The 11,846-nt window shown below is 67.4% G+C and carries 12 protein-coding genes; 6 read left to right on the forward strand and 6 right to left on the reverse strand.

The window, feature by feature from the left end; translation table 11 throughout:
- The 6 genes from OX89_RS17305 to OX89_RS18765 form a co-directional block, all read left to right on the forward strand.
- On the forward strand, positions 1 to 1,026 hold a 1,026-nt coding region (locus OX89_RS17305), incomplete at its 5' end, for a high-affinity branched-chain amino acid ABC transporter substrate-binding protein (RefSeq protein ID WP_047351597.1).
- A 101-nt stretch (positions 1,027 to 1,127) separates the two neighbouring features.
- Complete coding sequence (livH, locus tag OX89_RS17310; RefSeq protein ID WP_011806375.1) at positions 1,128 to 2,054, forward strand: high-affinity branched-chain amino acid ABC transporter permease LivH; 927 nt, start codon at positions 1,128 to 1,130, stop codon at positions 2,052 to 2,054.
- The gene (locus OX89_RS17315) at positions 2,054 to 3,295 is read left to right on the forward strand and encodes a high-affinity branched-chain amino acid ABC transporter permease LivM (protein WP_047351552.1); all 1,242 of its coding nucleotides are present in this window, start codon (positions 2,054 to 2,056) and stop codon (positions 3,293 to 3,295) included. Before livH ends, OX89_RS17315 begins: the two co-directional genes overlap by 1 nt.
- A complete protein-coding gene (livG, locus tag OX89_RS17320) occupies positions 3,292 to 4,059 on the forward strand; it encodes a high-affinity branched-chain amino acid ABC transporter ATP-binding protein LivG (protein ID WP_015913961.1) in 768 nt (255 codons plus the stop codon). The genes OX89_RS17315 and livG overlap by 4 nt, the downstream gene beginning before the upstream one ends.
- Positions 4,059 to 4,772 carry an ABC transporter ATP-binding protein gene (locus tag OX89_RS17325; protein WP_011806378.1) on the forward strand — a complete coding sequence of 238 codons (714 nt, stop codon included), beginning with the start codon at positions 4,059 to 4,061 and terminating at the stop codon, positions 4,770 to 4,772. Before livG ends, OX89_RS17325 begins: the two co-directional genes overlap by 1 nt.
- A gap of 328 nt (positions 4,773 to 5,100) precedes the next feature.
- Positions 5,101 to 5,376: a hypothetical protein gene (locus OX89_RS18765; RefSeq protein ID WP_047351553.1), complete on the forward strand. Its 276-nt coding sequence runs from the start codon at positions 5,101 to 5,103 to the stop codon at positions 5,374 to 5,376.
- A 353-nt stretch (positions 5,377 to 5,729) separates the two neighbouring features.
- Here OX89_RS18765 and OX89_RS17335 read toward each other — a convergent pair whose 3' ends face one another.
- The 6 genes from OX89_RS17335 to OX89_RS17360 form a co-directional block, all read right to left on the reverse strand.
- Entirely contained in the window at positions 5,730 to 6,170 is a 441-nt protein-coding gene (locus OX89_RS17335) for a carboxymuconolactone decarboxylase family protein (RefSeq protein WP_234305594.1), read from the reverse strand.
- Between the two features lie 241 nt (positions 6,171 to 6,411).
- Positions 6,412 to 7,464: a 6-phosphofructokinase gene (locus tag OX89_RS17340; RefSeq protein WP_047351555.1), complete on the reverse strand. Its 1,053-nt coding sequence runs from the start codon at positions 7,462 to 7,464 to the stop codon at positions 6,412 to 6,414.
- Positions 7,465 to 7,478: 14 nt separating this feature from the next.
- Positions 7,479 to 8,579, reverse strand: a complete 1,101-nt coding sequence (gene nagZ / locus OX89_RS17345; RefSeq protein WP_047351598.1) for a beta-N-acetylhexosaminidase — start codon at positions 8,577 to 8,579, stop codon at positions 7,479 to 7,481.
- Between the two features lie 67 nt (positions 8,580 to 8,646).
- Entirely contained in the window at positions 8,647 to 9,039 is a 393-nt protein-coding gene (gene acpS, locus OX89_RS17350) for a holo-ACP synthase (RefSeq protein WP_011806383.1), read from the reverse strand.
- Between the two features lie 51 nt (positions 9,040 to 9,090).
- Positions 9,091 to 9,870 (reverse strand): pyridoxine 5'-phosphate synthase, encoded by a 780-nt coding sequence (locus OX89_RS17355; protein WP_047351556.1) that lies wholly within the window; start codon positions 9,868 to 9,870, stop codon positions 9,091 to 9,093.
- 139 nt (positions 9,871 to 10,009) lie between these two features.
- The gene (locus tag OX89_RS17360; protein ID WP_234305595.1) at positions 10,010 to 11,698 is read right to left on the reverse strand and encodes a DUF4153 domain-containing protein; all 1,689 of its coding nucleotides are present in this window, start codon (positions 11,696 to 11,698) and stop codon (positions 10,010 to 10,012) included.
- Between the last annotated feature and the right edge of the window lie 148 nt (positions 11,699 to 11,846).

Consider the following 11,846-nt stretch of genomic DNA (forward strand, 5'->3'; position numbering starts at 1 on the left):
CCGCGATGGGAATGGAATCACTGTCCGCCATCAGTGGAATGCGCAGTCAAGGAAGGCGTGACCACGGCCGTCGAGATGGCCAACGCCGCTGGCGGCGTGGGCGGCAAGAAGATCGAGTTGGTCTCCATCGACGATGCCTGCGAACCCAAGCAAGGCCCCGTGGCCGCCAACCGTGTGGTGAATGCCAAGATCGGCTATGTGATCGGCCCGGTGTGCTCGGGTGCCTCCATCGCTGCCGCTCCCATCTACAACAACGAGGGCGTGGTCGTCATCACCCCGTCGGCCACCTCCCCGGCGCTCACCGACGGCAAGAACTACCACTTCATCTTCCGCACCATCGGCCGTGACGACCAACAGGGCCCTGCCGCTGCCAAGTTCATCGCCGAAAAGGCCAAGCCCAAGAAGGTCGCCGTGCTGCACGACAAGCAGTCCTATGGCCAGGGCATCGCCTCCTCCGTGCGTGACGACCTGAAGAAGGCCGGCATCACCGTGGCGCTGTTCGAAGGCATCAACGCCGGCGACAGCGACTACTCCGCCGTCATCACCAAGCTCAAGAGCGCTGGCGTGGACTTCGTGTACTACGGCGGCTACCACCCCGAGATGGGCCTGCTGCTGCGCCAGGCCGGCGAGCAAGGCCTGAAGGTGCGCATGATGGGCCCCGAGGGCGTGGGCAACCCCGAGGTGAACGCCATTGCCGGTAACGCCGTGGAAGGCATGCTGGTGACGCTGCCGGCCGACTTCGCTGCCAACCCCAAGAACGCTGCCGTCGTGGCCGCCTTCAAGGACAAGAAGCGCAATGCGTCCGGCGCCTTCCAGCTGACCTCGTTCGCCGCCACCCAGGCACTGCTGGATAGCATCAAGGCCGTGGGCGACAACCCTGCCAAGGTGGCCGACCACCTGCACAAGAGCACCATCGAAACGGTGCTGGGCCCCGTGTCCTGGAACAAGCAGGGCGACCTGAACAGCTTCGACTTCCAGGTCTTCCAGTGGCACAAGGACGGCAGCAAGAGCCTGGCAGCCAAGTAAACCCACCTCCCCGTCCCAAGGGTGCGTTGCGCAAGCCACGCACCCTTGGTCCATTGCATTCGGCCCCTGGAGGGGCCTTTTCCTGTTGAGGGGTGGCATGCATGTCTGATCTCATACCCCAGCTGGTACAACAGCTGTTCAATGGTCTTTCGCTGGGCGCCATCTACGCGCTGATCGCGATCGGCTACACGATGGTCTACGGCATCATCGGAATGATCAACTTCGCCCATGGCGACATCTACATGATCGGCGCCTACATCGGCCTGGTCACGCTGTCGGCCGTCGGCGTGCAGAGTGGCCTGCCGGTATGGGCGATCATCGCCCTGATGCTGGTGGTAGCGGTGGCCATCACGGGCGTCTACGGCTTCGTGGTGGAGCAGGTGGCCTACAAGCCGCTGCGCAGCAGCCCGCGCCTGGTGGCGCTGATCTCGGCCATCGGCATGTCCATCTTCCTGCAGAACTGGGTGGCGCTGGGCCAGGGCGCGCGCGACATGGCCGTGCCCTCGCTGATCCCCGGCGCGCTGCGCTTTGGCAGCGAAGGCGGCTTCGAGGTCTACGTGCCCTACTCTCGCATCCTCATCATCGCCGTGGCGGTGGTGCTGATGATTGCGCTCACGCTGTACATCCAGCACTCGCGCATGGGCCGCGCCTCGCGCGCCTGCTCGCAGGACATGCACATGGCCAACCTGCTGGGCATCGACACCAACCGCGTGATCTCGTTCACCTTCATCCTGGGCGCCATGCTGGCGGCCGTGGGCGGCGTGCTGATCGCGCTCGCCGTGGGCAAGCTCAACCCCTTCATCGGGTTCATCGCCGGCATCAAGGCGTTCACGGCGGCCGTCCTCGGGGGCATCGGCTCCATTCCCGGCGCCATGCTGGGCGGGGTGATCCTGGGCGTGGCCGAGACCTTCGCCGCCGCCTACATCTCGTCGGAGTACAAGGACATCGTGGCCTTCGGCCTGCTGGTGCTCATCCTGCTGGTGCGCCCCACGGGCCTGCTGGGCAAGCCTGAAGTGGAGAAAGTCTGATGCACGCCACCGGTTTTTCTTCCCATCTCAAGAACGCGCTGATCGCCACCTTTCTGGCGGCCATCGTGGTACTGCCCATCTTCACGCTGCACCTGGAGCGCGCGGGCACGCGCACCATCATCGTGCCCGAGTGGCGCACGCTGCTGTGGGGGTGCCTCGCCGTGTTCGTGGTGCAACTGCTGCGCCCGCTGCTGGGTGCGCGGCTGCCCAAGCTGTCGCTGCCCAGCCTGCCTCAGGCGACGCCGGGCCAGCGCAAGGTGCTGATCTTCGTGGCGCTGATGATCGCGGCATCGTGGCCGTTCTTCGCCGGCCGCAACGCCGTGGACATCGCCACGCTGGCCATGATCTACGTGATGCTGGGCCTCGGCCTGAACATCGTGGTGGGCTTCGCCGGCCTGTTGGACCTGGGCTTCGTGGGCTTCTATGCCGTGGGTGCCTACACCTATGCGCTGCTGTTCCACTGGGCCGGCTGGAGCTTCTGGGAAGCCCTTCCCCTGGCCGGCGCGGCGGCGGCGCTGTTCGGCTTCGTGCTGGGCTTTCCAGTGCTGCGCCTGCGGGGTGACTATCTGGCCATCGTGACGCTGGGCTTTGGCGAAATCATCCGGCTGCTGCTGGTCAACCTGACCGACTGGACGGGCGGACCGGACGGCATCTCCAGCATCCCCAAGCCGTCCGTGCTGGGCCTGGAGATGACGCGCTCGCCCACCGTGGAGGGCGGCACCACCTTCCACCAGTTCTTCGGGATGGAGTTCAACTCCCTGCACATGGTGATCGCCCTGTACCTGATGGCGCTGCTGCTCGCGGTGGTCACGCTGTTCATCAGCAACCGCCTGATCCGCATGCCCATCGGCCGCGCCTGGGAGGCACTGCGCGAGGACGAGATCGCCTGCCGGTCGCTGGGCCTGAACCCCATGAAGATCAAGCTCTCGGCCTTCACGCTGGGCGCCATGTTCGCGGGCTTCGGCGGCGCGTTCTTCGCGGCGCGCCAGGGCATCGTGAACCCCGAGTCGTTCACCTTCATCGAGTCTGCGCTGATCCTGGCCATCGTGGTGCTGGGCGGCATGGGCTCGCAGCTGGGCGTGATCGTGGCGGCCATCATCCTCACCGTGTTGCCCGAACTGGCACGCGAATTCTCCGAGTACCGCATGCTGATCTTCGGCCTGGTCATGATCCTGATGATGGTGTGGCGCCCGCAGGGCCTGCTGCCCATGAAACGCCACCATGTGGAGGTGCCCGCATGAGCGCCCCCCTGCTTGAGGTCAAGGACCTGTGCATGCGCTTCGGCGGCCTGCTGGCGGTGGACCATGTGGCCTTCGACGTGAAACCGCAGGAGGTGTTTGCCATCATCGGCCCCAACGGTGCGGGCAAGACCACGGTGTTCAATTGCATCAGCGGCTTCTACCAGCCCAGCAGCGGCCAGATCGCGCTGCAGGGCCAGGCCATTGCGGGCTACACCAGCCACCAGGTCGCGCGTCAGGGCGTGGTGCGCACGTTCCAGAACGTGCGCCTGTTCAAGGGCATGACGGTGCTGGAGAACCTGCTGGTGGCCCAGCACCACCAGTCGCAGGCACCGCTGCTGGCCGGCCTGTTCAATACCGCACGCTACCGCCGGAGCGAGGCCGAGAAGATCGATCAAGCCATGCACTGGCTGGACGTCATGGGCCTGCGCGAGTTTGTGAACCGCGAGGCCGGCAACCTGGCCTACGGGCACCAGCGCCGCCTGGAGATCGCGCGCTGCATGATCACCAAGCCACGCCTGCTCATGCTGGACGAGCCCGCCGCGGGCCTGAATCCGCAGGAGAAGAAGGACCTGCAGGCGCTGATCGATCAACTGCGCCGCCAGTACGGCGTGACGGTGCTGCTCATCGAGCACGACATGGGGCTGGTGATGGGCGTTTCCGAGCGCATCCTGGTCATGGAATACGGCAAGCCCATCGCCATGGGCACGCCCGACGCCATCCGCAACGACGAACGGGTCATCAAGGCCTATCTGGGGGAAGCGTGATGGCCCAGCCCATGCTGCAAGTAGAAAACCTGTCCACGCACTACGGCGCGATCTGCGCCGTGAATGGCGTGAGCCTGCACGTGAACCAGGGCGAAATCGTCTCGCTGATCGGCTCCAATGGCGCGGGCAAGACCTCGCTGCTCATGACCCTGTGCGGCACGCCGCGCGCCAGCGGCGGCACCGTGCGCTTCGAGGGCGAGGACATCACCCAGCAACCCACGCACCTCATCATGCGCAAGGGCATCGCCGTCTCGCCCGAGGGACGCCGCATCTTCTCGAACCTGACCGTGGTCGAGAACCTGAAGATGGGTGGCTTCTTCCAGGACGGCGCTGCCATTGAGGAGGGCATGGAACACGTGTTCAAGCTGTTTCCGCGCCTGAAGGACCGCGCAGCGCAGCGTGCCGGCACCATGTCGGGTGGCGAGCAGCAGATGCTGGCCATCGGCCGCGCGCTGATGAGCAAGCCCCGCCTGCTGCTGCTGGACGAGCCCACGCTGGGCCTGGCGCCGCTGATCATTGCGCAGATCTTCGAGATCATCCAGGCCATCCGTGCCGAGGGCGTGACCGTGTTTCTGGTGGAGCAGAACGCCAACCGCGCCCTGCAGATCGCCGACCGCGGCTACGTGCTGGAAAACGGCCGCGTGGTGCTGGAGGACACCGGCGCCGCTCTGCTCACCAATGCGGACGTGCGCAAGGCCTATCTGGGCGCTTGACGCAACGCTGGTGCGACACGAAAGCGGCCTACAGGCCGCTTTTCTTTTGATAGCTGCTCGCGGTTACTCCATAAGGCTTGGAATCATATTTCCTTCAGATTCCACCTGAACGCCAAGCGCGCCCTGCTTTGCAACGCGTGCGGTGCTGAGGCCCCCGCGTTTCCCGTGGCAAGTGCCGGGACTGCCCCACGTCGCAGCCCAAAGAATGGCCGCCGCAGTAGCGTGCCTCCTACCACTCAGTAGGAAACCGCTGACCTGTTTCCCTGTACGCGACCATTTCAATGGATCTGCAGGCAATCCCGCCTGTCCACCTCTTTGGAGAACGACCATGGCACAGCAAGGCAACCAAACCCAGAATCAGCAACAACAACAGCAGCAAAACCAGCAAAACCAGCAAAACCAGCAAAACCAGCAAAACCAGCAGAACCAGCAGAACCAGCAGAACCAGCAGAACCAACAGAACCAACAGCAGGGCCAACAAGGCCAGCAGGATCCGAGCCGGCAGCAGAACCTGAACCCGCAGGATCAGCGTGATCAGCAGAAATTGCAGAGCCAGCAGAGCCCCAACCAAATGGGCGGCAAGCAGAACCAGCAGGATCGCTGAACGTGGTAACCCCAACGGTGCCTGGGCGCGCAAGCGCTTTCGGCACCTGCGGGTAGGCACCGCCGCTGCCGCCGTCTACCAATCTCCCGAACGGGTTTCCCGGCCCCAACAGCGCGGCCGATTACCGCCCACCGCTGGCTTGGCACCCAGCGCACAGCTCCGCGGCACCCTCGTCATTCGCACCAAAGGCGCGGTGAGTGCGTTCAGGCCCACCTGATGCGTGTGAACATCCTTCCCCATCCAGCCATGCCGGCGCCCGCAGGGCGTGTCGTCCGCACGCGCGCTTGTCCAGGGCCCGCACCGTGCGGCGGACTTCACGTAAGGGCATGGGCCGCTGCGGCGGCCCGTCGCCGTCAGGCCCTGACGGGGTAGCGGCTGGAGATGGCGATCCGGTTCCAGGCGTTGATGACCACCGCCAGCCATTCAACGGCGGCTATCTCCTCCTTGGTCAAGACGCCTGCCGCCTGCGCGTAAACGGCATCGGGCACCTGCCCCTCCGCGACCAAGGTGACGGCTTCCACCCGTTCCAGAGCGGCGCGCTCCTTCGGGCTGAAGTAATCGGTCTCACGCCACGCGGGCAGCACCGCAATGCGGTCGCCGCTCTCCTGGCTGGCCAGCGCGTCCCGTGCGTGCAGCCTGACACAGAAGGCGCACTGGTTGAGCTGGGATGCCCGCAGGGGCAGGAGGTGCGTGAACCCCGTCGCGATGCCGGCCTGTGCCGCAGCCTCGGACGCCAACCGGTCCAACTCCACCACCGCCTGGTACAGCGCGGGGGCGCTCTTTCCAAGATTCACCCGTTCACGCATACCGCTCCCGATGCCTGTCCGGCATAAAAACCCAGCGCCAGCGATGGGCTACCGCTGGCTGGCCCGGCGTGCCGGCCAGCCCTGATCGTCGCAGATGCGCGGCAGAACACCCGGCCGGCACGGCCATAAGACCGCATTGGCATGCAGGACAAAATGCGAATCGAATTTGCCTCTAAGCCTTGCGCATCAAGCGCGAGCAGCTCCTAAACATGAAGCGCAACCAGCATGCCTACTCCCCCAGGCACACGTCGATCGCCCGCGCGATGGCGATCAGTTCATGGTCCAGCGGCACCTTGCGCTGGGTGTTGGCCACCTGGGCGATGGGGACACTGGCGATGTGCCCGCCCTGTAGCGTGACCATGTGGCCGAACTGGCCATCGATCACCAGTTGCGCCGCCCGGTGACCGAAGCGCGTGGCCAGCACACGATCGAACGCGGTCGGGTCGCCCCCGCGCTGCACATGGCCCAGCACGGTGGTGCGCACCTCGCTTTGCAGGTGCGGCTGCAGCCGCTGCCGCAGCACATGGCCCACGCCACCCAGGCGCACGGGGTCGGGGCTGTGGGCCACCTGCTCGCGCACCGTGAGGCCGGCGCCGCGCTCCTTGGCGCCTTCGCCGATGCAGATGACGGTGTAACGCTGGCGCTGCTCGCGCCGACGGCAGCGCTCAATGATGGGCTGCAGGTCGTAGTCGATCTCGGGCAGCAGGATCACGTCGGCTGCGGCGGCAATGCCGCTCTCCAGGGCCAGCCAGCCTGCATGGCGGCCCATGGTCTCGACGATCATGACGCGGTGGTGGCTGTAAGCCGTGCTCTCGATGCGGCGCATCGCGTCGGTGGCCGTGGCCACGGCGGTGTCAAAGCCGAAGCTGCGCTCGCACAGCGCGATGTCGTTGTCGATGGTCTTGGGCACGCCCACGCATTGCAGCCCGATCCGCGCCAGGCCATGGGCCAGGCTCATGGTGCCGTCGCCGCCAATGGCCACCACCACGTCCAGGCCCAGCGCGCGCACGTTGCGCTCCACCTGGGCCAGCGTCGCTTCGTCCTTCAGCGGGTTGGCGCTGTTGCTCGTGCCCAGGATGGTGCCGCCCATGTGCACGATGCCCGAGACCTGGTCCCAGGTGAGCAGCCGCGCGCGCGACGCTTCGCCCATCAGGCCCTCGAAGCCGTCTTCGATGCCCAGTACCTCGCAGTGTCCGTGGTGGATCAGCGACTTGGTGACCGCGCGGATCACCGCGTTCAGCCCCGGGCAGTCGCCCCCGCCGGTGAGTACGCCGACACGCATCGCCGCCACCCGTTTCAAGGCAGCAGGTCCAGCGCGTGCATGTACGCTGGCTGCACCATGAGGTCGTCCCACGGCTGGGGCAGTGTCTCGGGCAGCAGGGCCAGGCGGCGCGCCTCGCTCGCACCGCTGGCCTGCCAGCGGCCCGCGGCCTGCGCGGAAGCCAGGCCATCGATGAGTTCGTCCACCGCCGCGCCGCCGCCCAGGCTCTGGTTGCACAGCAGCACCAGGTCGCAGCCGGCATTGAGCGCGGCCACACCGGCGTCGGTGTAGCTGACCACCTCGCCGTCCAGGCCGTTCAAACGACGGGCGCCCTCCATGCTCAGGTCGTCGCTGAAAACGGCGCCGTCAAAGCGCAGCCGTCCGCGCAGGATGTCCTGCAGCCACTTGGTGGAGAAGCCCGCCGGGCGGTTGTCCACCTTGGGGTAGATCACATGCGCGGGCATGACGCTGGTGAGCACCGTGGACAGCCACGGGTACGGGGCCGCGTCATCGGCCAGGATCGCCGTGAGACTGCGGCGGTCCACCGGAATCTCGGTGTGCGAGTCGGCCGCTACGAAGCCGTGGCCCGGGAAGTGCTTGCCGCAATTGGCCATGCCGGCCTGCAGCAGGCCCTGCATGAGCGCGCGCGCCAGCATGGCGACCACGCGCGGGTCGCGGGCAAAGGCCCGGTCGCCGATCACGCCGCTGGCGCCGTAGTCCAGGTCGAGCACCGGCGTGAAGGAGAAGTCCACACCGCAGGCGCGCAGCTCGCTGCCCAGCACGTAGCCCGCCGCCGTGGCGGCGTCCATGGCGCGCAGGGCGCCGCTGCCTTCGCGGTGCTTGCTGCCCTTGCCGTCGTCCATCCACAGCTCGCCGAAGGCACGCATGGGCGGGATGTGCGTGAAGCCATCGGTCTTGAAGCGCTGCACGCGACCGCCCTCATGGTCCACGCAGATCAGCAGGTCGCCCCGCACGGCCTTGATGGCGGCGGTGAGTTCCAGCAACTGCGCGCGGTGCTGCCAGTTGCGCGCGAACAGGATCACGCCGCCCACGAGCGGGTGGGCCAAGCGCTGGCGATCGGTGGCGGTGAGCTGCGTTCCGGCCACGTCGATGATGAGGGGTGCGTGTTCTGTCATGGGTTGCATGCTTTCATTTTGATAGCTATCAGCGCTTGCCACACAAGCCCTGCGGGCTGATTTGGCTTCAATCTTTCTCGACCACGCAGAAGCTGGCGGCGTAGTCGCTCTCGTCGGTCACGCTCAGGTGGCAGCGCAGGCCGCGCGCGGCAAACCAGTCCTGCAGCGCGCCGTGCAGCACGATTGTGGGCTGGCCGCTGGGCAGGTTGGCCACCTCGCAGTGCCGCCAGGTCATGGGCATGTGCAGCCCCAAGCCGATGGCCTTGCTGAACGCCTCCTTGGCAGAAAAGCGCGTGGCCAGGTAGCGCACGCCGCGCTCGGGCCAGCGTGCCGAGCGTGCGCGCCAGGTCGCCAGCTCGCCATCGGCCAGCACCTTTTCGGCGAAGCGATCGCCATGGCGCGCCAGGCTGGCGCGGATGCGGCGCACGTCGCAGATGTCGGTACCGATGCCGTAGATCATGGGGTTATGAGTCAAATAGGTCTCTAGCGCTTATCCAACAAGCGCCAGCAGCTATGGTTTCAGGAGTCCCCGCTCCGTCATGCCCTGGGCGATGCAGCGCTGGTAGGCGCGCACCGTGTCGCCGTAGCCCAACTCCAGCGCATCGGCGATCAGCGCATGGCCGATGGACACCTCCAGCACGCCGGGCACGTGGGCCAGGAAGTCCGCCAGGTTGTCGCGGCTGAGGTCGTGGCCCGCGTTCACCCCCAGGCCGACATCCAGCGCGGCCTGGGCGGCAGCACGGTAGCGCTCCAGTTGCACGGCCTGCTGCGGCGTGCCCCAGGCGGCGGCGTAAGGCTCGGTGTACAGCTCCACGCGGTCGGCCCCCACGGCGCGCGCGGCGGCCATCTGCTCGGGCACGGGGTCCATGAACAGGCTCACGCGCACGCCCAACTGCCGGCATTCGGCAATCAGGGGCGCCAGGCGCTCGGCATCTTGCGGAAAGCTCCAGCCGTGGTCGCTGGTGAACTGGTCCTGGCTGTCGGGCACGAAGGTGGCCTGGTGCGGGCGCACCTGGCGGATGAACTCCATCAGGTTGTGCGTGGGGTTGCCCTCGATGTTGTACTCGGCCTGCGGCCATTGCTTGAGCAGCTCGGCCAGTTGGTACACATCGTGCGCACGGATGTGCCGCTCGTCGGGGCGCGGATGGACGGTGATGCCCTGCGCCCCAGCTTCCAAGCACAGCTGCGCGGCGCGCAGCACGCTGGGAATGCCCAGATGGCGCGTGTTGCGCACCAGCGCCACTTTGTTGACGTTCACGGAGAGGGCGGTGCGCGCGTGGGAGGTGGTCATGGGATGCGAAGCGGTGGCGTGAAGCTAGGCAATATAGCAATCTGCGACGGGGGCGGGGACGACGCTGCGCAAGGCCGCGGCGCGCGGCGGCGCGGGTTGCGACCGCGCCGGGGCGCCTGCGCAACGCCGCCGGGCCACCTCAGTCCGTCTCGCGCACCGAGTAGCGCTCGCCGCCGATCACCAAGTCGCGCCAACGGGGTGGCTGGGTCTGGACGCCCTGCTCCACCCACTGCCCGGCCCGCGCGCCCTGCACATGCCGGAGGTTGCCCTGCAGACGCCCCACCGTCCGCCACCGCGCACCGTCCCGCGCGAACACCTGGCTCGCATAGCCGCTGAGCAGCACCTGCTCCGCCTGCCCGTCACCGTCCAGGTCGATGCGCAGCACGGGACAGGGCGCGGCCTCGGTGCAGGTCAGCGACAGCTGGCTCCCCCGCAGCTGGGTGAGCAGGAATTCAAGCCATGCGGCATCGGGCGCCGCGTCGGCGGGAAACGGCTGCAACCGGGCGCGCAGGGTCTCGGCGGTCCAAACAGGCGTTCCACGGCCCCGCGCGTACCGGTGCGTGTCCTGCTGGGCCGCCTGGGCCTGCTCCCGGATCTGCGCGGCCTGGGGGTGGCTCTGCTCCTGCGCCAACTGCTCCAACGCCGCGCGACCGGCCCGGCCCGCGTCCCAGCGCAGGTAGCGAAAGTCGAAGGCTTGCACGTCCACGCGCTGCGCTTGCAGGCGCGCCAGTTGGCTGGCGACAGCGATGCGCGCCGGGTCCAGCACGGGCGTGCAGGTCAACAAAGCCAGCGCAACGGCCAGCCAGGCCGCCGCCACGTTCACCCGGCGCGCCAGCGCCATCCAGGGCGCACCGCCCCGCAGTGCGGCCACCGCATACCCGACGGCGTAGACCGCCATCAGGGCCACGGCCAGCGCGGCCCAGACGCGGTCCGCGCTCCAGCCGTACTGCGCCACCCGCAGTCCCAGCGCATAGGCGCACAGCGCGGCATACACGGGCATTGCCAGCAGGCCGGCCGCGCAAAAGCGCTGCAGCCCGGGGCCGAAGCGCTGGCTTTCCGCCCGGCCGTCGCTCCAGGCCACGTTGAACAGAAACACCAGCCACGCCATGAGCCCGAGCATGAGCGCCGTGGCGTGCCCGGTCTTCCACAGCGGTGCCAGGCCGCGCACCGGCAGCGCCACGAGGAACAGCAAAGCGATCATGCAGGCCAGCGGCAACAGCCAGCCCAGCACCTGGAGCATCGAACGCCAGAAACCCGTCAACGCTTCTTCCCGCGCCGCGTACAGCGACAACCCCATGCTGAACGCCATCGGGGTAGCCATGTAGACGAACGGGCGGCTGGTGAATGTGTCCAGAAATAGCGACACGCCCAGCACCTTGAACAGCCCGGCCAGCAGGAACAGCAGGGCCCAGAACAGCCCGGCGAACAGGCCCGCCAACAGCAACTGGAAGGCATGGCGCCAGGCCGTGGCGAAGAGCCGGGCGTAGTCGCGCGCCCAGGTGCCGCTGGCCAGGCGTTGCTCGGCAAAAGGCAGCAGCACGAACCAGCTGCAGGACAGCAGCACCCCCAGGGCCATGGCGGCGCGGCCGCGGTTCTCACCCAGCGAGGCATGGCCCGCATAAGCCGCGGCCGCGGCGAACACCATGGCCAGGGCCGCTGCGTACACCCACAGCAGGCGGCGTGCACGGTACGCGGCCAGCAGTTGCAGGGTCGGCGGCACCGCCAGCACCACGGCGTAGAGCGGCCAGAGCACAGCGGCGTCGCCCTTCGGCAGCAGCCCGTGCAACGCCCACAATGCGGCGCCCTGCGCGATCGCCCAGCCGATCATCCACCCTCTTGCCCTGCCATGCTCCATGCCCTGTTCCCTCCCGTTGTCTGTGTTTCAGAAGCTGCCCTCAAACCCATCGCGGAAGCGATTCTCGCGGACTGGCCCGTCTGCACGGCACATCGGGCGCCGAGGAAAGCCTGACGACAGG

It is taken from the genome of Diaphorobacter sp. J5-51, from assembly GCF_001023515.1.
GTDB classification, from domain to species: Bacteria; Pseudomonadota; Gammaproteobacteria; order Burkholderiales; family Burkholderiaceae_C; genus Diaphorobacter; species Diaphorobacter nitroreducens.